Here is an 18,931-nt window from a genome sequence, read left to right as displayed (position 1 = left end):
TCTATCCGATAATATATAGGTTATGAATTCGGACATTCTTTTTAATTTTACACAGATGATAAACAACTCGGGAACAGACTTTGGAGCTCAGATACTGGAAGAAATGACTGCCTCTAAGCCCTTTTTTGCCCTGAACAGCGGAATCAAAGCAGACGATATCTGGGCCAGAGTTGATACAATTAAGGAATGTATTGAATTAATTGATGATGATGATGCAAAGCGCCTGGCCCGCCAGATGATTTACTTTAGTGCGGGCATTATGCCTGACCTGGATTCTGTAGAAAACCGTTACGAATATATCGAAAATCTGGAAGATACAATCACAAGTTTTAAAGATTCCGGTGATGATTTTGCAGACAAGCTTGTTGCAATAGGCCCCTGCGGAATAGACCACGACTGGGAGTCTGTAGAATACGAAGGCCGCGAGCATGATTATTTTGATCACGATACAATTTCTGATGAGAAAGACCTCTTTGCCCTGCAGCTGACACTGGGAAAGAAGCTGAATATGCCGGTAATTGTGCATTCACGAAAAGGCTTTCAGGAGACTGCTGATGTACTTAAGGCAGTAAAATGGAATAAGGGCGTAATCCACGGCTATTCCTACAGCAAATCTGAGCTGGATTTCTTTCTGGATCTAGGCTGGTACATAAGTTTTAACGGCGAAGTAACTTATGCAGGTAAAAAAGGCGCTGCAGACATGGCAGACCTCATAAGTTATGTTCCAAAAGACAGAATCCTTATAGAAACAGACTCGCCTTACTATGCCCCTGTACCTCTTAAAAACACAGAAAACAAGCCGGGCAATATCAGCTATATTTACGATTATGTCTCTGCGAAAAGAGATATAGCAGGCTCAAAGCTCGCTTCTATAGTTGAAGAAAACTGCAGAAAGCTCTTCCTCGGCCATAATTAAATGTGACTTTTTATCTCAATTAGTTTATAATCAATTAAAATGTCGCTTAATTGTAATGAAATCAATTTAATTCTGGATGAACTCAAGCTTGAAGGTGCTTTCATTCAGGATATCATTCAGCCAGGTTTTGATACTCTTGCACTTTATACATATAAAGAAGGCTCTGCAAAAACTTTGCTGATTTGCACGGCTCAAAATTCAGTGCGCATTAATGAAACAAGAAAAAAAATAACAAAAAATGACAAGCCTTTGCGCTTTATGGAATTTCTCCGTGCTCACATTAAAGGCTGCCGTATAAACTCTATAGAACAGCTGGGCTTTGAACGCGTTGTAAAAATGGAACTCAGCCGCATGGTGCAGGAAAAGCCAAAAGGTGCAGCTAAAGGCACTGTTCATATTTCCCTTGTAAAAAAACCGATACTCAGCAAAGAAGAGCTTGAGGCACAGGGCGAGCCTCTTGAAACCGAAGAAAACTACATCCTCTATATAAAACTCTGGAATAATGCGGCAAACGTTTTACTTTGCGACACCGGCAACACGATTCTTGAACCTATGTTCCGCAGGCCCGAGCGCGGTGAAGTAAAGGATGAAAAATTTGAGGTAGAAATTCGGGACCAGTCAAAAGAAGAAGTTCTTGCAAAATTCCCGGTGAGAGACTGGAAGGCTTGCCCCTCATTCAATTCCTATATTGACTGGTGGTATTCAGAGCATTCAGACACACTCTCTCGCGAAGCCCTGCTGGAAAAGGCTGAAAAATGGTACAACTCTGCCCGTTCCAAAAAGGAGTCGGCACTACGAAACCTTGAAGAAAAACAGGAAGCTTTTAAGAATGCGGACCAGCTGAAACACCAGGGCGATTTGATTTTGAGCTACGGATATATGCTGGACGGCTCCAGTAATTTTCTTGAATGTGAAGACTACGAGAGCGGAAAAACAATCCGCCTTATGATAGACCCTAAAAAATCAGCCCAGGAAAATGCAGCTGAATATTATAAAAAATACAAGAAAGCTGTAAGCGGTACCGAAGAGCTTGCCCACGACATTGAGATAACCAAAAAGCAGATGGAAAAACTCGACGCCCAGTATGAAGAAATAAAAAAAGAACAGAATCCTGTAAAAATTGAGCAGCTGCTTAGACGCGACACTACTCCAAAACAGCAGCAGAAAAAAACTCATCCAGGACTCGACTACACAGTAAACGGCTGGTATATACTGGTTGGCCGCGATGCAAACGAAAATGATGAGTTACTCCGCCACCATGTAAGGGGTGATGATCTCTGGCTGCATGTCCGCGACTTTCCGGGCGGCTATGTGTTTATAAAGGCACGAAAAGGAAAAACTGTTCCTCTCGATATTTTGTTAGATGCTGCTAACCTGGCTGTTTATTACTCAAAGGCCCGCAACGCCGGAAAAACAGATCTTTATTACACACATGTAAAATACCTGCGCCGTGCAAAAAACGGACCCAAAGGTCTGGTACTGCCGACCCAGGAAAAAAATCTTTGCATTGAACCTGATAAAGCCCGCCTTTCAAGGTTAGACACACTTCATGCAGAAGGACAGATATGAAAACTACTTTAAAAAAAGATCAGCATAGACCGATAAGCTCTTACTCAAGTGTTGCACCATTTTTCTATATGCCTGTACGACTGTCCACTGCCCGCCACGCCTGGGGTTATATCTTTACGATTTTAAGAGACTTTTTCATTCTCCAGCATCTGCAAAGGTTTCATATTACAAAAAGAAGGGTAATCAATGTTGATACAGAAATAGACGAAAAGATTCCTTTTGTACCTCAGAGAATTTTTGCTTACCTCAGCTTTGTAAGTTTTTTTGTAAAACCTATGGATATGCTTAAGCATAAACTTGGTTTTAAAAAGGCAGCTCCTTATCTTTGTGTTTACATTAAGTTTTTAACCAGCATATACAGGAACGCCGCAAGCATCTATCGCTATACAATGACAACAACTACCCGCCCCCGTTATCTGAAGACACGAAAATTCCGTACCATTCATTTTTTTGACCCCCATCTTTTATGTGTTCCCAGTATTCATGTAGCAATTTCTGCCGGAGTATATGCCTGGTTTAAGCAGTTTTTCCACATGGGTTTATTTACTCAGGAAGAAGAAACTGCCTATCTTGAAGAAATAAAAACTCAAGCTGTTGCAATTGTTGAGAGTGTTCTCTTTGTAAAGCAGCACAGCGTAAACTGTATTCCGCTCGCTCTCTATATGCTTACTTCAACAATGAATAAATCTTTCTTTTCTGCACATGATGCCATAGATTTTATTGACTGCCTGTTTGTAACTGCAAGTGAAATTGACGAAGCCACCAGAAAGGAAATAATTGAATACTTTTATTATATGTATGACAGAGCCCTTCTGGAAAGTAAGTATTCTTCAGACTGGCGTCTATGCATTCAGCACTGGATGGATGAGTTTGCAGATTCCCAGGAGCAGAAAAAAACTGCAGAAGCAAAATAAGCAGAAAAATCAGAAGAACTTATATTTTGCACCAAGGGTTAATGAAATACCAGGCATTGAATAACCGTCTACAGACTGGTACTGCCAGTTCAATAGATTGTCGGCTTTAAGATAAGGAGTAAACTTTCCTCTTACAGGAACAGCTTCGGCTGCAAGTCCAAGAAGCAGATAAGGCTTTAAATAATATACATTGAGGTTTGAAGTATAACGGCGGCCGGTGTAAGCTGCACTAAGGGATATTCTGACAAGTTCAAAATTCCAGGCAGAAATTAAAGTACAGGTTAAATCCGGAGTCCACATAATCCGCTTGCCGTAAGTATATTTGTTAGATTTATCTAACAGACGGTTATAAAGATATTCACCGTTGAAATCAAGCGTCCAGAAACCGGCAAATAAATCAGCTTTAAAATTAAAATCAATACCAAGATAAAAAGCAGAAGAAAGATTTTGTGTAGTACCACTACCCCACTGAATTTTATCTTTATAGTAATTTGAAAAGAGAGTAAGGCCGCCATTAAGTTTTTCTCCGCGTAAGGTAAAACCTAAATCAGCTCCCCAGCCGCTTTCCGGCTTTAATTCCGGATTACCGTGATAGCCTGCTCCATCCCAGAATAAATCGTCCATATTAGGGAACTGAACCATGCGATAAAGGTCTGCAAAAAGTTTGATTTTTCCGGCTTCCCAGGCAGTTCCAATTTTCGGGACAAAGGCAAAATTGATATTATCATCATTTGCACAAAACTTAATGGCAAGAGGAAGGCTGAAAGACCAGCCTCCTGCAGCTGCAACTTTTGTTGTCTCCTTGATTACACCGGAAAACTGAATGTGCTGTCCATCATTAGTAGAATCAAGATTTGTAATATCTGATGAAATACCAATCATCTGGCGGATTCGCCCGCCTGCCAGTGAGGTAAAATCTGCACTGCCTGTATATTTAATTGTATTTATAAAATGCTGACTGTCTTCGCTGCCACTTTCATCTTTATAAAAGCGGTTATTGCAAAGCCAGACAAGATTGTTTTTCAAATTAAAGAGTCCGTCTGCAAGAGCAGGATTCCATACAGAAAAACTAAAATTATTGTTGTAGTCTCTCTGCAGGCCCGGATTTTTTGAGTTTACCGGCCCAGGCGTGTTTTTATGCCCGCCGTAAAAAATCTCACCGAAAGAAAAATAATTACCATCTCCAAAATAATGAGTAAGACTGGCATTGCCATGGCCGTCTGTAACCTGAGCATTTTTTGCACCAAGAAAGTAACCTTCACCAGCTCCAAAAGGTCCGTCACAAAGAGAAAGATTTCCATCTACTTTATAAAGATAATGATTGCCTGCATAATTTAAAGTACCGTCGGCATTTAAGAAAGTATTTTCTCCCAGCCTGCCTCCGTAAGAAAGTTTTTGAAAAGCAGAATCAAGGAAGCTTTCTGTATTAAAAAATGTTTTTGCTGCCACTTCCGCATTCAGAGAAGAAGACATTTCATTTTTTTTCATTGTTATGTAAACAACGCCGCCAACAGCACCTTCGTCTTCCACCCCTTCTGTAAAGCCGCCGCGTACAATTTCAATGCGTTCCACCGCATTCAGATTAATCGAAGAAAAATCAAAAGTTCCGTACTGGGCATTATTCACACAGATACCATCAATTACAACGCGAACTGTCTCATCTGTAAAACCGCGGATACTAGGCTTGCTCTCCAGTCCGTAAGGCCCGTAGCTGAGTACCTGAAGGCCTGCTCTTTCAACAAGGTCACTCAGGTCTTCGTAGTGAGCCGCAGCTATTTCCTCCGCTGTAATCACAAGTTTCTGTTCCACTGCAGCCGGAATGTATGTGGTAACCTGAGGCAGAGTAATTTCCGCTTCCTGGGCAAATGAGAAAAATCTAAAACTAACGATTGATAGTATTAAAAGGAACTTTTTCATAGATGTTTCCGGTGATTGAGTGCCTGCAAAGCAGGCGTATCGAAATCACCGTAGAGCTTCCGGTGGTTGAGTGATGCAAAGCATCGTATCGAAACCACCGGGACAGAACCGGTTATGCCAGTTAGAAGAAAGAGAATTCTTTATTCTTTCACCAAATCACTGAAATAGTCAAAATAACCATTTTCAATTGTAAAGGTATCTATTGCTTCATCAAGAGTAGCTGTTGAAGTGACTGCGCCAGCTGCTCCCGAAAGTTTAATTGTATTAGGAGTTACAGAAGTATTCAAATCCTTAAATGCTATTGCATACCATTTACCTACATCTGGAGCATCTGTATCATATGTGTAAATATAATGATCAAAATCTGAATGAGTCGCACAAAGAGCCTTTGTATACTTCATATAAATATAACCTGAAGTAGCACTTGTATATCTTACACATAAGGTATTACCTGTATATGATTCATCCCATGAACCTTCACTTGTACCTGGAAAAAAACTCTTAAAAGTATTTGTACCAATTTCGTATTTTTCATAAGTTGCAGACCAAGTTGCAACAACAGCATCATCAGACAAAAGAGGACGAATTATAACCTTTTTTTCTTTCTCTACAGTAGTCTCTTTAGTTACTTCTACTTCCTTAATTACTTCTTCGGTTACTGGTTTACATCCAGCCAATGACAATACTGCAACGAAAGCAAACGCTGCAAACAAATGAGAAAATTTTAAATGTTTCATTTATTTCCTACCCGGAAAGCGAACTTGCGCACTTTCCAAAAGTTGAGATATCCCTTCATACGAAAGGCGCGTACCAAAGTTTCCGGGCTTGCAGCAATTACATCTGAAGCCTTCCCAGACCGGACGGTCCAGTGGCTGTTTTCGGATGTATGCGGTGTTTTTATAGTGGTTTTTCTCTGGTGGTTTCGATACGACACTTCGTGTCTACTCAACCACCGCAACCACCGTGTGCACCGCAAACTGCATACCGTTGCGCATTCAGCTCAGGCCTTGCACCTGCTTCCATTGAAATACACGGGCATAGTCTACCATAAAGATAGGTTATTTTACAAGATATTCAGAGAGTTCTTCGGCACTCAGCATAATCACTTTGGCGCCGTGTTCTTCCAGGAACTTTTTGCCGCGGAAGCCCCAGTCTACGCCGATTACGTCAAGGCCGGCATTGGTACCTGTCTGCATATCAACATCTGAGTCACCAATGAATACGGCTTTCTGCCCTTCTGACTTTCCGTCCATTCCTGCACGGTTTAAAATCTCATAAATGCCGTCTGGAGCGGGCTTTGGAGGCATACCAGGGCGGCTGCCCGAAATAATATCAAAAAGGCCAGGAAAATAATCATCACAAAGAGCAATTGCGGCAGGCTCTACCTTGTTGGTGTTTACGGCAATTTTGATTCCTGCGGCACGAAGGGCCTTTATGCATTCAGGGATTCCCTCATAAGGGGCAGTCTTAACTGCACAGTGCTCTTCGTAATAAGCAATAAAATCTTTGAGGATCTTGTCAAAATCCGGATTCTCTCTGCCACCTTCTATGGCACGTTCAATCAGTTTTGGAATGCCGTTTCCGACCATAAAACGCACCTCGTCCAGAGTGTGGAGGGGCAGCTTATATTTTCCAAGAATTACATTCAAAGAGTCGGTCATATCATCCAGAGTATTAAGGATGGTTCCGTCCATATCAAAAATCGCAAGTGAGTATTTCATAATACAAGCTATTATATAGAAACAACAACGATTAGACAAATACAACATTTGTCACACGGATTCGAAACAGCTACGCTGTTTCTATTTTTATTTGTATTTTAATTAAAAGAACCTTAAAAAAAGATTTTGCGTAGCAAAATCGAATCCGTGTGACAGAATAAATTTTTACAATTTTTCTATAAAATTTTTATATATTTTAACAGTTTTTGTTATATAATATAGAATGTATTTATAACTTGGAGGACAAACATGGCATGTTTTACAGTTCCTGCTGCAGAAGCAATCATTACAACAGTCGCAGAGAGAATAATTAAATCTAAAGAAAAGAAAATGGCACTTTCCGGTGCTGTTAATACAAAAGCTGATGAAAATGAGACACCAAAAATCAGCCTTTCTACAAAAATCGGCTGGCTCAATAAAATGCTCTGGGGTGGTTCTGCACTTCTCGCTTTTGAGCACGTTTGGCACGGAGAGGTTGTTCCTTTCTTCCCATTCCTTACAGCCGTAAAAGACGGAGAAGCTTCTGAAATGCTTCACGAAATGGCAACGGCCGGTGTCTGCATGGCACTGCTTGTAACCGCTGCCTGGGGAATTATGGTTGGCGTAGTTTCTATGATAGAGAAAAAAGCAAAGAACAATAAATCAGAAAAACTTGCCGGAGGTCTGGTATGACACTTCTTACTACTGTTTTTGCAGCAATAATCTGCACAATTCTCTGGTATAAAAAGGAAGAAGCCCGCACTCTCAAGGTTGGAACTCTCTGCCTTATGTACTGGGGCGCTTCTTTGATGTGGCTCATTGACACAATTTTTGAGTATGCTGAACTTGGTGCAGAAGCCTTTGTTCCGGCTCCTCTTGATATGCTCAATGATTTTTATCTTGGACTTTCTGTCGTTGCACTTGGGCTGATTATCTGGCTTGTGATTCTTTTTGTGCGCGATCCTAAGGGCACTGTAAAAGCTGCTCTCTTTAAGAAAAATTAATTATAACTTGAACTTAGAAGATTTTTTCCGTCAACACCGCCGGGTCGCTCTTGCTTTCTCCGGCGGCGTTGATTCTGCCTACCTTTTATATGCCGCAAAAAAATATGCCGAAGAAGTTCGTGCATATTACGTTAAATCTGCATTTCAGCCGGCCTTTGAATTTAATGATGCAAAACGTCTTGCAGAAGAACTTGGTATTAAGCTTTGTATAATTTCTATTGATGTATTAGCAAATGAAAAGGTTCGTTCTAATCCGCCGGACAGATGTTATTACTGCAAACAGACAATTTTTTCTCAGATAGTAAAGCAGGCTGCTGCAGATGGTTTTACTGAAATCCTTGATGGAACCAACGCAAGTGATGATGCGGGAGACAGACCCGGCATGAAGGCGCTGAAAGAATTAAAAGTTCTGTCTCCTCTCCGCATGTGCGGACTAACAAAACAGCGTATTCGTGAACTTTCTAAAGAGGCAGGTCTTTTTACCTGGGACAAAGCTTCTTATGCCTGTCTTGCCACAAGACTACCTGTCGGTAGTAATATAACTAACGAACGTTTGGAAGTTACTGAAAAGTATGAAAACTTTTTAATGGGACTGGGTTTTAAAAACTTCCGTGTAAGGATGCTTGAAAATAGAGCCAGTAAGTCTGGCACATCCGACACTCCCGACGCGGCCCCGCTCGCTAAAATTGAAATTACTGAGGAACAGATTCCCCTCTTTATAGAAAAACGCAAAGAAATACTATCTGCGTTAAAAGTTAATTACAGCAAAATACTGCTAGATCTGGAGACACGCAATGAAGAATGAAATAAAGAAATTACTGGAGGGCGTCCGCGATGGAAGCGTTTCTGTTGAAGATGCCCTTCTTGAAATAAAAAAAGAACCTTTTGAAGACCTCGGTTATGCAAAGATTGACCTGCACCGCAAGGCACGTCAGGGAGCTGCAGAAGTAATCTATGGAGCAGGAAAAACTGCAGAACAGATTATCGGCATTGTAAAGTCGCTGCAGGGAGCGGGCCAGAAAACAATTCTTATTACAAGAATTGATGAAGAAAAAGCAAAGGCTGTAGCGTCTGCCATTCCTTTCGATTATCGTAAGGATGCGAGAATAGGAATCGTTGGTAAGCTGCCAAAAGCTGATGGAATCGGAACAATTGTTGTTGCAACCGGCGGCACAAGTGATATTCCAGTTGCGGAAGAAGCAGCCCTTACCGCAGAAGTCTTGGGAAACAAGGTATGCCGTCTTTATGACGTAGGAGTTGCGGGCCTTCACAGAACGCTTGCCCATCTTGATGAAATAATGTCTGCAACAGTTATTATCGCAATTGCCGGAATGGAAGGTGCCCTTGCCAGTGTAATTGGAGGTCTTGCTGACTGCCCGGTAATTGCGGTTCCAACCAGTGTTGGTTACGGAGCTTCCTTCAATGGGCTTTCTGCCCTGCTTTCTATGCTGAACTCCTGTGCAAGCGGAGTTTCGGTTGTGAATATTGATAACGGATTTGGAGCAGGATATCAGGCAAGCATGATTAATCATGTGGAGGCAAAGGAAACAAAATGAAAACCCTATATTTAGACTTACCAATGGGCGCTGCGGGCGACATGCTCAGCGCGGCTCTTTATGAGCTTTTATCAGATGAAGAAAAGAAAGCATTTCTTGAAGAAATAAATAAGGCCGGAATTCCTGGCGTAACTGTTAATGCAGAAAAATCCGTTAAGTGCGGAATTACAGGAACTCATTTTAAGGTACTGATTGAAGGCGAAGAAGAAGAAAGCCATGATGCGCACGAACACGAGCACCATCATCATGAAGAAGAGAACTGCCACGAACACGAACATTCACATGACCACGAGCATGAGCACCATCACGACGAAGAGCATTGCCATGAACACGACCATCATCATGACCACGAGCATGGGCACCATCACCATCATCATTCCAGCATGGCAGAAATTGAAGGAATCATTAATTCCCTTAAAATCCCGGACAGCGTAAAAAAAGATATAATAGAAGTTTACAAGCTGATTGCGGCAGCAGAAAGCAATGCCCACGGAGTTCCTGTAACAGACATCCACTTTCACGAAGTGGGAACTATGGACGCCATTGCAGATATTACATCAGTTTGTCTGCTTATGAATAAAATTGGCGCCGCAAAGATTTGTGCGTCTGCCGTAAATGTGGGCTCGGGTCACGTTCACTGCGCTCATGGAATCTTACCGGTGCCGGCCCCTGCTACTGCCTTCATCTTAAAAGAAGTTCCGCTTTACAGCGGCCACATTACAGAAGAGCTTTGTACTCCTACGGGGGCTGCCCTGCTCAAGCATTTTGTAAGCAGCTTTGGAAACATGCCACAGTTGAAAATCACAGACATTGGCTACGGCATGGGCAAAAAAGATTTTGAAGCGGCAAACTGCGTACGTGCAATTCTTGGAGAAGGAGACGAAGAGCTTGAGCAGATTCTGGAATACACCTGCAACCTCGACGACATCAGCGCAGAAAGAATTGCCTTTGCAATGGAGCAGCTTTTTGCGGCAGGCGCAATAGAAGCCTATACAATTCCGGTAACAATGAAAAAGTCGCGTCCCGGTAACCTGCTTTGCGTAATGTGCCGCGAGAGCGACAAAGATAAGATTCTTCAGACAATCTTCAAGCACACGACAACTCTCGGAGTCCGCGAAAATATCAGCAGACGCTATTTTCTGGACCGAAGCATTGAAACTGTAAACACAGAGTTTGGAGATATCAGAATAAAAAGAGCAGAAGGCTACGGCGTAAAAAGAGAAAAATATGAATACGAAGACCTGGCGGCAATTGCCCGCAAGACAGGTTTGAGTATTGATGAGATTAATAACAGATTGCTTCGTCGCTAAGCGACTCGCAATGACAATGGAGAAATAAAATGGCAGACTTATCACACAGAAAAGCTGAGGCTAAGGTTCAGATAAAGGGAGCAGACGGAAAAGCTCTTGCAAATACAAAGGTTCATATTAATCAGATTAATCACGAGTTTTTATTTGGCTGCGGTGCCTTTGAAACACTTTCTTACACTAACGGCACTCCCAACGCCACACAAGAAGACCGCATGCAAAAGTGGCTGGGGCTTTTCAACTACGGAACCCTGCCATTTTACTGGGGCGGCTTTGAGCCGGAAGAAGGCTCTCCACACACAGAGCAGCTCATGGCGGCCGCAAAGTTTCTTAAGAGCAAGGACGTAACAGTTAAGGGCCATCCTCTCTGCTGGCACACCGGCTGTGTACCCTGGCTTATGAACTATGACAACAAGACAATTCTTGAAAAGCAGCTGGCGCGCATTCACCGCGACGTTGGCAACTTTAAAGGCGTAATTGATATGTGGGATGTTATCAATGAGGTTGTAATCATGCCTATTTACGACAAATATGATAACGCCATCACAAGAATCTGTAAGGAGCTTGGCCGCGTTGGACTCGTTAAGAAAGTTTTCGATGCAGCTCAGGAAAGTAATCCGGATGGAATCTTCCTTATTAATGATTTTAATCTTTCCACAAACTATGAGATTTTGATTGACGGCTGTCTGAATGCAGGCGTTCCTATTAAGAAAATCGGTCTGCAGTCTCATCAGCACCAGGGCGTATGGTCATATGAAAAGACAGAAGAGATTTTAAGCCGCTTTGAGCACTTTGGACTTCCTATTCACTTTACGGAAAACACAATTGTTGCAGGGCCTCTTGTTGATCCTTCTCTTGATGATTTGCAGGATGCCCACTACGATGACGATGCCGCAACTCCGGAGCTGGAGCAAAAACAGGCAGATGACCTTGAAAAGATGTACAGAAATCTTTTTGAAAATCATCCTCTTGTTACGGCCATTACTAACTGGGATTTTGGCGACGGAGCCTGGCTCAACGCCCCAAGCGGCGTAATCAGAAAAGACGGTTCGCTAAAACCATCATACAAGGCCCTCCACCATCTGATTAAAGAAGAATGGCACACCGAGTACGATGCAGAAACAGACGCAGAAGGCTACGTAAAAGTCAGCGGCTTTAAAGGCAAGTATGAAATTACGAGTCGAACTGAAACAATAAAGTACACTCTGAAGTAAACGGGGCGTTACGGGGGCTGGCCCCCGTTGGGTAGGTAGCGAGCAACGAAGTGCGAGCGAGGGAGGGGCTCCTCCCTCCTTCCCTATTTTCACATTTTCTTTTCTATGATAATATACTTTCACTATGGATTTGATTAAGAAGCTTGATGAATGCGAAAAACGCTTTAAGGAAGTAAGCGACCTTGTAATGGATCCTAACCTCGTAAAGGACCCTAAGAAGTACAAGGACACAATGCGCGAGCACGGATATTTGACTGAATTGTGCGCGCTTTATGATGAGTACAAAAAAGTTCTCCAGGGCATTACTGATGCTAAAGAAATGATTACTAACGAAGACGACGCTGATATGCGCGAGATGGCCCGCGAAGAACTTAAGGAACTGGAAGAAAAACAGCCTAAGCTTGAGGAAGATATTAAACTTAAACTTGTTCCGCCTGATCCTCTTGATGAAAAGAACATTATTCTTGAAATCCGTTCGGCTGCCGGTGGTGATGAGGCTTCGCTTTTTGTACGCGACCTTTGGGAAATGTACACTCACCTGGCAGAACGCAAGGGCTGGAAAACTGAAACTATGGAAGCTCAGGAAACTGAGGTCGGTGGTTTCAACAAAATCGTAACTTCTATCAGCGGTAAGTTTGTTTACGGAACTTTGCGCTGGGAATCTGGTGTTCACCGCGTTCAGCGTGTTCCTGCTACTGAGTCGCAGGGCCGTCTGCAGACTTCGACTGCAACTGTTGCCGTTCTTCCAGAAGCCGAAGAAACTGAAATTGAAATTAAGCCGGGCGATGTTCGCGTTGACGTTATGCGTGCCGGTGGACCTGGCGGACAGTGTGTAAATACAACTGACTCTGCCGTTCGTCTTACTCATATTCCGACCGGTCTTGTTGTTATTCAGCAGGATGAAAAGTCTCAGATTAAGAATAAGGAAAAGGCCTTCCGCGTTTTGCGTGCCCGCCTCTTTGACCTTGAAGAAAGCAAGAAGCAGGAAGAACGCGCCGCTGCACGTTCCAGCATGGTTGGTTCAGGTGCCCGCTCCGAAAAGATCCGTACTTACAACTTCCCTCAGGACCGCGTAACAGACCACCGCATCAACTATTCGGCTCATAATCTCCCTTCTTTCATGATGGGCGAAATGGACGATATGTTAGACGCGCTTAACGTTTACGCTAAGGAAGAGCAGCTGAAGTCTGATATTACAGAGCTTTAATTAGGAGATAGGGAGCGGCCCCACGAAGTGGGGTAAAAACAGTCCAGTGGACTGTTTTTAGCGAGTCTCGGTGAAGGCTATGCCTGAACCGCGGTCCTCCCCCTCGTGTTATTCTACCCTCTCTGCGGGGGGACACCCCCGCAACGCCCCCGCCTTTATGAAATTACAAGAATTAAAATCCAAAATAACAAAAGATCTTTCTCAAACATCCCCAAGTCCAAAACTTGATACCGAAGTTTTATTATCATACTGTCTTGGTTTTTCAAAAACAGATCTCTTGCTCAAACGAGATTACGAAGTTCCTGCCGACAAAGAGGCCTGGCTCAACGACGCCGTTTCCCGCCGTGCTGCAGGACTGCCCATCGCATACATCACCGGCCACAAGGAATTTTACGGCTACGACTTTCTTGTAACTCCCGACGTTTTAATTCCAAAGCCCGACACAGAAATTCTGGTTGAACGCGCAGTAGACGTTATTCTTTCTATGATGTATGCCCGCGGGGAAAATCTTTTGACTGTCTGCGACATGTGTACCGGAAGCGGCTGTATTGCTCTTGCGGTGGCAAAGACTCTGCTGGAAGACGAACGAGTTCCTCCAGAGCACCTGCCAAAGTTCACTCTTGCAGACATTTCCGAGCCAGCACTGGACATTGCCCGCCGCAATGCCGCTGCCCTCTTCTCTAACCTCGGCTCTCTTGTAATGTCCCGCTTCAACTTTGTACGCACTAATCTGTTCGATGCAATTTCTGAGGCAATAAAATACGACGTAATTCTTTCTAACCCGCCTTATATTCCACACACAATGGTAGATGAGCTTTTACGCGACGGCCGCAGCGAACCGCGCCTTGCTCTGGATGGAGACATAACTCTGACAGGAGACCGGGCCCGCGAAGCAGACGGGCAGGCAAAAGATGACGGCCTTGAAATTATAAGAAACCTGATTCCGCAGGCCCAGGCACATTTAGCACCGAGAGGCACTGTCCTTATGGAGACAGGGGAATACAACGCCGAGGCAACTGCGGCAATTGCAGAAGGAATGGGTTTTAATACGGAGATTCATAAAGATCTTGAGGGGCAGTTGAGAGTTGTTGAAGCATGGATTGCCACGTCGCTGCGCTCCTCGCAATGACGAAGCCTGTGTCATTGCGAGCGTAGCGAAGCAATCCATTACAATTCTTCGGCTTTTGTAAAAAACAAACTGATTCCCTCATTCGGAAAGCGATTTTTTACAGCTTCAACAACAGCCTTCACTTTTAATGCATCTTCCTTTTCTACATATGTAAAAAGTGCAAAGTTCATTTCCGGCCATACAGTGTCGCCGAGTTTTTTTGTGCGTCCACCTCGGCCATGGATTTCCGGAATCACAGTATACTGAATCGAAGGAATTTCCTGTTCAAGGAGTTCTGTAATATCTTCCTGAACCGACTGGTTTGAAATTATTTCTGCACGATATAAATCTGCCATTACTCGTCCTCCTCATGGAGGGTGGTTTCGATACACTCGCTACGCGAGCACTCAACCACCGCACCAACCTGCTTCTTTTCACGCTTACGCATTACCAGGCTATATAAAACCGGAATAACCAGCAAGGTAATAAAGGTAGAAGAAATCAAACCGCCAACTACCGCAATGGCAATAGGACGAACCATGCTTGACTGACCTTCTGTTGTAAAGCACATAGGCAGCATACCAAGAATTGTTGTAAGGGTTGTCATCAATACAGGGCGGAAACGGCTCTTGCCGGATTCAAGGCAGGCCTTTTTAAGCTCATAGCCTCGACCAACAAGAATGTTAGTGTAGTCTACCAGGATAATACCGTTGTTTACTACAATACCAATCAGCATGATAACACCAACAGCTGTCATGAAAGAAAGTGCTTCGCCGATTATCTTATGAATCAAAATTACACCAATTACAATAAATGGCATGGTTGCAAGGTTAATCAAAGGAGCCTTAAAGCTTTCATAGGTTGCAGCCATTACACCAAATACCATAAGGATTGCCATAATTGCAATTTTTGCATAGAAGCTGTACTGCTCCATTGTATCCTTCCAGGCACCCTTGTAGTTTACAACAACAGAATCCGGAATAATAACATTTTCCTGAATAGCGGCCTTAATTTCTTCTTCAATTACGTTGTCGTTTTCTTCAGTAAGATTGCTTGCGCGAACGTGAATGATTCGCTTCTGACTTTCACGGCGGATAGAAACCGGTCCAAGACCTTTTTTGATTGAAGCAAAGTTTGCAACGCTCACCATTCCGCCATTACCACGAACGTAAATTGACTCAAGGTCGTTGATTGTCTTGCGGTCTTCCGGACGGTAAGCAACAACTACGCTGTAGTCTTTACCATTGCTTTTATAGGTACAGGCTGTAGAACCGTTGATAGCATAGTTAATTTCGCGGGCAACAGTTGCAATATCTACGCCCATGTTATAGGCTCGCTCACGGTCAATTACAATTTCAACCTGAGGCAAACCTTTATCCATACTAACAGAAGGCTCACTGATTTTCTTGTTAGCAGAAATAACATCGCGGATTTCTTCTGCAGTATCAAGAGCGGCGTCCAGATCATCTGAAAGAAGAACAATATCAACACTGCTGCCCATCCACTGGCCGCGGAAGCCTTCACTGAAGGAAAGACGGGCACTAGGGAATTCTGCAAAATGCTTACGGAGTTTATTCTGCATTTCCTGAGCTGAATCTATCTGCTTGGCAGATTCCGGAAGGGCAATTGTGATGGAACCGCGGTTTGTATTTCTACCGCCGATAGAAGTTGTAATTGTTTTTACACCTTTACACTCTTCTTTTGCATAAGCTTCCAGAGCCATTACAACTTCCTTGGTTTCTTCAAAAGGAGTTGCAGTTGCCATATTAATGTTCAGCTGAACCTGATCATCACGACCGGCAGGAATCTGATTAATCTGCATAGTCGGAATAAAAGCAAAGGAAATTATAAGTACACAGACTGCGGCAATTATAGTTATAAGGCGATTATCAAGAGCCTTTTGTAAAACCTTTGCATATATTCTTGTAAAGAACTGAATGATGCCTTCAAAAAAACCGTATATAGCTTTTAATACAGGATTTGTTACAGGCTTTTCTTTACGGTTTGAAAGTGGCAGGAATTTTCCGGCCAGAACCGGTACAAGGAAGATTGCAACAAGCAGAGAAGAAACAAGGGCAATTACGATAGTGAAAATTGCAGCCTTGAACATCTGTCCCATAAAGCCAAGATCCTTGATAAAGAAAATAAATGGAAGGAATACACAGATTGTTGTGAGGTTTCCAGAAATTACCGACATCAGCATTTCCTGAGAACCAAGAATTGCAGAGGTTCGCGGCTTTGCACCTCGCTGCCGGTAAGCGTAGATATTATCAATCATTACGATTGAGGCATCTACAATCATACCAACTCCCAGAATCAAACCTGTAAGAGTCATCATGTTCAAAGTTAGTCCGAACATACTCATTGCAAAAAGAGTAATGATGATGGAAAGCGGAATAGAAATTGAAATGATGATTGTAGACTTAAAGTTCTGTAAGAAGATAAAGAGAATGATTACCGCAAGAATAAGTCCCTGCCAGGCAGAAGTAATCAAAGTATTGATTGTTTCGCGGATGGCATCAGTTGAGTCCTGAATAATCTGAAGAGTTACATCCGGCGGAAGATTATTTTCTGCCTGCTCAATTTTTTTGTAGACATTGTTTGCAACAGTAACCGAGTTTGCATCAGACTGCTTTGAAACACTTATGTAAACACCCTTTTCGCCATTGATAAAGGATTCCTGGGTTGTATCTCCATATCCGATTGAAGCTTCACCAATATCACGAAGACGGATACTGTAACCATTTATTGTTGCAATAACAGTATCATTAATTTCATCAAGACTGGTATATTCACCTGTGGTACGGACAATGTAATTTTTGTGTCCTTCCTGAACCTTACCGCCGCCAAGCTCCATGTTCTGTCTTGAAAGAGCACTTGTAACTGTAGGCACTGTAAAGCCGTAAGCAGCCATACGGTTCTGGTCCAGTTTTACGTTTACCTGGGCGGCACGGCCTCCGTAAACCTCAGCTTCACCTACACCATCGGCCTGCTCAAGAATGCTTACTACATTGCTTTCTGCAATTGATTTAAGGTCATCTACAGAGCGGTTACCGCGGATAAGAATTCGCATGATTTCGCCGTTATCTCCCGAAAAACGGAAGATTGTAGGAGTGCCGGCATTGTCCGGCAGAGCCCGCTTTACACGGTCCAGTTTATCGCGGACATCATTCATGGCCGCGGTAAGGTCTGTTCCATATTCAAATTCAAGAGAAACGTTTGAAGAACCTTCGTTGGAAGTAGAAGTAAGATTCTTAAGACCGTTTACACTCATAACCGCACTTTCAATCAGCCTGGTTATAGATTTTTCTACTGATTCAGGATCTGCATTCGGATAAGTTGTATTTATAGAAAGAGAAGGATTTTCCATTTCCGGCAGGAGAGCTGTTGCAACGTTACTCAGAGTAAAGATTCCCAGCATGCCGAAAAGAGCAAATACAATAAGAATGAGAACCGGATGTTCAAGGGTTTTGCGACTTAAACTCATTATTTTTTACCCTCTGGCTTTGGGCCTTTTTCGCCACCTTTGTCTGCTGGTGGAGCTGCTTCTACAAACTCAACGTTTCCGCTGATATCCCTTACCTTAGCACCTTCGTACAAAGAAAGCATACCTTCAAGTACTACAACTTCACCGGCGGAAAGGCCTTCAACAACCTGATTGTAGCCGTCTATACTCTTACCTCGGGTAACCTTACGCTTTGTAACAGTGCTGTCATCTTTTACGATGTAGAGGTAATATTCATCGCTGTTTTCTACAAAGGCATCCTGCTGAATTACAGGGTAGCCGCCAAAATCAACGGTGAAAAGTTTTACGCGAGCAAACATACCGGCATTAACCTTGTCGTAATGCTTATCAAAATTCAAAATGATTTCTTTTGTTCGGGTAGAAGGATCAACTACAGGAGAAATGCGTACGACAGAAGCCATGAACTTTTCTTCACCGTAAGCCTGCAGGGTGATTTCTGCCTTCTGGCCGATTGCAATATCTGCAACATAGCGCTCCGGAACCTTTGCGGTAATCTGAAGGTTATTGATATCGCCAATCTTTGTAATTACAGAAGACATATTGACCTTCTGTCCAATTTTTACAGGAGAGGTAATAATACTTCCGTCGATTGGGGCAGTAACCGGGCTCTTTGCATAATAGCTTCCAGGTTCTGAAGGGTCGATGTAGGCAATTACATCTCCGGCCTTAACTGGAGAACCGAGCGACACCTTCATATCAACTACCTTACCACCAATTGAGGGGAAAACTTCTATAGATTTCTGGGTTTCGATTTCGCCGTTTGTTAATACAAAATCAGTAATAGTCTGATTTTTGGCTACGGTAGTACGAACCGCAGTTGCAGTCTGCTGACCACGGCCTCCACCAAAGCCACCGAAGCCGCCCGGCCCGCCTGCAGCTTCCTTTTTCTTTTTTGAAGAAAGATTAATCAAAAAAACACCTGCTGCCGTAACAGCAAGAAGAACAATCACAATAATCCATGTGGAAGATTTTTTTCCGCTCATATCAAAACCT

17 protein-coding genes and 1 riboswitch are annotated in these 18,931 nt (G+C 43.1%); of the genes, 11 read left to right on the top strand and 6 right to left on the bottom strand.

Annotated elements, in window-relative coordinates:
* Window positions 1-22 precede the first annotated feature (22 nt).
* The 3 genes from G626_RS0106585 to G626_RS0106575 are packed head-to-tail and all read left to right on the top strand — an operon-like array spanning window position 23 to window position 3,399.
* Window positions 23-916: a TatD family hydrolase gene (locus G626_RS0106585; RefSeq protein ID WP_022931995.1), complete on the top strand. Its 894-nt coding sequence runs from the start codon at window positions 23-25 to the stop codon at window positions 914-916.
* 39 nt (window positions 917-955) lie between these two features.
* Window positions 956-2,485: an NFACT RNA binding domain-containing protein gene (locus G626_RS0106580; RefSeq protein WP_022931994.1), complete on the top strand. Its 1,530-nt coding sequence runs from the start codon at window positions 956-958 to the stop codon at window positions 2,483-2,485.
* Entirely contained in the window at window positions 2,482-3,399 is a 918-nt protein-coding gene (locus G626_RS0106575; protein ID WP_022931993.1) for a hypothetical protein, read from the top strand. Before G626_RS0106580 ends, G626_RS0106575 begins: the two co-directional genes overlap by 4 nt.
* A gap of 9 nt (window positions 3,400-3,408) precedes the next feature.
* Here G626_RS0106575 and G626_RS0106570 read toward each other — a convergent pair whose 3' ends face one another.
* From G626_RS0106570 to G626_RS0106560, 3 genes are all read right to left on the bottom strand, one after another.
* Window positions 3,409-5,316 carry a TonB-dependent receptor plug domain-containing protein gene (locus G626_RS0106570; protein ID WP_022931992.1) on the bottom strand — a complete coding sequence of 636 codons (1,908 nt, stop codon included), beginning with the start codon at window positions 5,314-5,316 and terminating at the stop codon, window positions 3,409-3,411.
* 140 nt (window positions 5,317-5,456) lie between these two features.
* Window positions 5,457-6,053: a hypothetical protein gene (locus tag G626_RS0106565; protein WP_022931991.1), complete on the bottom strand. Its 597-nt coding sequence runs from the start codon at window positions 6,051-6,053 to the stop codon at window positions 5,457-5,459.
* Window positions 6,054-6,131: 78 nt separating this feature from the next.
* Window positions 6,132-6,337: riboswitch (cobalamin riboswitch) on the bottom strand.
* A 37-nt stretch (window positions 6,338-6,374) separates the two neighbouring features.
* Window positions 6,375-7,037, bottom strand: a complete 663-nt coding sequence (locus G626_RS0106560) for an HAD family hydrolase (RefSeq protein WP_022931990.1) — start codon at window positions 7,035-7,037, stop codon at window positions 6,375-6,377.
* Window positions 7,038-7,286: 249 nt separating this feature from the next.
* On the opposite strand from G626_RS0106560, the gene G626_RS0106555 reads away from it, so the two are divergent.
* The 8 genes from G626_RS0106555 (at window position 7,287) to G626_RS0106520 (ending at window position 14,433) form a co-directional block, all read left to right on the top strand.
* A complete protein-coding gene (locus G626_RS0106555; RefSeq protein WP_022931989.1) occupies window positions 7,287-7,709 on the top strand; it encodes a hypothetical protein in 423 nt (140 codons plus the stop codon).
* Window positions 7,706-8,020 carry a hypothetical protein gene (locus G626_RS0106550; protein WP_022931988.1) on the top strand — a complete coding sequence of 105 codons (315 nt, stop codon included), beginning with the start codon at window positions 7,706-7,708 and terminating at the stop codon, window positions 8,018-8,020. Before G626_RS0106555 ends, G626_RS0106550 begins: the two co-directional genes overlap by 4 nt.
* 7 nt (window positions 8,021-8,027) lie before the next feature.
* Window positions 8,028-8,825, top strand: a complete 798-nt coding sequence (gene larE / locus G626_RS0106545; protein ID WP_022931987.1) for an ATP-dependent sacrificial sulfur transferase LarE — start codon at window positions 8,028-8,030, stop codon at window positions 8,823-8,825.
* On the top strand, window positions 8,815-9,576 hold the full coding sequence (larB, locus tag G626_RS0106540) for a nickel pincer cofactor biosynthesis protein LarB (protein ID WP_022931986.1): 762 nt from the start codon (window positions 8,815-8,817) through the stop codon (window positions 9,574-9,576). The genes larE and larB overlap by 11 nt, the downstream gene beginning before the upstream one ends.
* On the top strand, window positions 9,573-10,886 hold the full coding sequence (larC, locus tag G626_RS0106535) for a nickel pincer cofactor biosynthesis protein LarC (RefSeq protein ID WP_022931985.1): 1,314 nt from the start codon (window positions 9,573-9,575) through the stop codon (window positions 10,884-10,886). The genes larB and larC overlap by 4 nt, the downstream gene beginning before the upstream one ends.
* Window positions 10,887-10,915: 29 nt before the next feature.
* The gene (locus tag G626_RS0106530; protein WP_022931984.1) at window positions 10,916-12,097 is read left to right on the top strand and encodes an endo-1,4-beta-xylanase; all 1,182 of its coding nucleotides are present in this window, start codon (window positions 10,916-10,918) and stop codon (window positions 12,095-12,097) included.
* A gap of 130 nt (window positions 12,098-12,227) precedes the next feature.
* Window positions 12,228-13,304, top strand: a complete 1,077-nt coding sequence (prfA, locus tag G626_RS0106525) for a peptide chain release factor 1 (RefSeq protein ID WP_027727018.1) — start codon at window positions 12,228-12,230, stop codon at window positions 13,302-13,304.
* A gap of 157 nt (window positions 13,305-13,461) precedes the next feature.
* Window positions 13,462-14,433, top strand: coding sequence for a N5-glutamine methyltransferase family protein (locus G626_RS0106520; protein WP_022931982.1), 972 nt, complete (start codon window positions 13,462-13,464; stop codon window positions 14,431-14,433).
* A gap of 38 nt (window positions 14,434-14,471) precedes the next feature.
* On the opposite strand, the gene G626_RS0106515 is transcribed toward G626_RS0106520, so the two are convergent.
* The 3 genes from G626_RS0106515 to G626_RS15655 are packed head-to-tail and all read right to left on the bottom strand — an operon-like array spanning window position 14,472 to window position 18,921.
* The gene (locus G626_RS0106515) at window positions 14,472-14,768 is read right to left on the bottom strand and encodes a PG0541 family transporter-associated protein (protein ID WP_022931981.1); all 297 of its coding nucleotides are present in this window, start codon (window positions 14,766-14,768) and stop codon (window positions 14,472-14,474) included.
* On the bottom strand, window positions 14,768-17,899 hold the full coding sequence (locus G626_RS15660) for an efflux RND transporter permease subunit (protein ID WP_022931980.1): 3,132 nt from the start codon (window positions 17,897-17,899) through the stop codon (window positions 14,768-14,770). Before G626_RS15660 ends, G626_RS0106515 begins: the two co-directional genes overlap by 1 nt.
* Window positions 17,899-18,921: an efflux RND transporter periplasmic adaptor subunit gene (locus G626_RS15655; protein ID WP_022931979.1), complete on the bottom strand. Its 1,023-nt coding sequence runs from the start codon at window positions 18,919-18,921 to the stop codon at window positions 17,899-17,901. Before G626_RS15655 ends, G626_RS15660 begins: the two co-directional genes overlap by 1 nt.
* Between the last annotated feature and the right edge of the window lie 10 nt (window positions 18,922-18,931).

It is taken from the genome of Treponema bryantii NK4A124 (assembly GCF_000421345.1).
GTDB classification, from domain to species: domain Bacteria; phylum Spirochaetota; class Spirochaetia; order Treponematales; family Treponemataceae; genus Treponema_D; species Treponema_D bryantii_B.
Note: the sequence above shows the minus strand (reverse complement) of the source record. Positions and strands in the feature narration are given on the sequence as shown.

Bases quoted from the DNA above. Each gene is read 5' to 3' on its own strand.
- G626_RS0106550 (WP_022931988.1), top strand. From the start codon at position 7,706: ATGACACTTCTTACTACTGTTTTTGCAGCAATAATCTGCACAATTCTC.
- G626_RS0106555 (WP_022931989.1), top strand. From the start codon at position 7,287: ATGGCATGTTTTACAGTTCCTGCTGCAGAAGCAATCATTACAACAGTC.
- G626_RS0106565 (WP_022931991.1), bottom strand. From the start codon at position 6,053: ATGAAACATTTAAAATTTTCTCATTTGTTTGCAGCGTTTGCTTTCGTT.
- larB (WP_022931986.1), top strand. From the start codon at position 8,815: ATGAAGAATGAAATAAAGAAATTACTGGAGGGCGTCCGCGATGGAAGC.
- G626_RS15655 (WP_022931979.1), bottom strand. From the start codon at position 18,921: ATGAGCGGAAAAAAATCTTCCACATGGATTATTGTGATTGTTCTTCTT.
- G626_RS0106515 (WP_022931981.1), bottom strand. From the start codon at position 14,768: ATGGCAGATTTATATCGTGCAGAAATAATTTCAAACCAGTCGGTTCAG.
- G626_RS0106580 (WP_022931994.1), top strand. From the start codon at position 956: ATGTCGCTTAATTGTAATGAAATCAATTTAATTCTGGATGAACTCAAG.
- larC (WP_022931985.1), top strand. From the start codon at position 9,573: ATGAAAACCCTATATTTAGACTTACCAATGGGCGCTGCGGGCGACATG.
- G626_RS0106570 (WP_022931992.1), bottom strand. From the start codon at position 5,316: ATGAAAAAGTTCCTTTTAATACTATCAATCGTTAGTTTTAGATTTTTC.
- G626_RS0106520 (WP_022931982.1), top strand. From the start codon at position 13,462: ATGAAATTACAAGAATTAAAATCCAAAATAACAAAAGATCTTTCTCAA.
- G626_RS0106530 (WP_022931984.1), top strand. From the start codon at position 10,916: ATGGCAGACTTATCACACAGAAAAGCTGAGGCTAAGGTTCAGATAAAG.
- G626_RS0106575 (WP_022931993.1), top strand. From the start codon at position 2,482: ATGAAAACTACTTTAAAAAAAGATCAGCATAGACCGATAAGCTCTTAC.
- G626_RS0106585 (WP_022931995.1), top strand. From the start codon at position 23: ATGAATTCGGACATTCTTTTTAATTTTACACAGATGATAAACAACTCG.
- G626_RS0106560 (WP_022931990.1), bottom strand. From the start codon at position 7,037: ATGAAATACTCACTTGCGATTTTTGATATGGACGGAACCATCCTTAAT.
- G626_RS15660 (WP_022931980.1), bottom strand. From the start codon at position 17,899: ATGAGTTTAAGTCGCAAAACCCTTGAACATCCGGTTCTCATTCTTATT.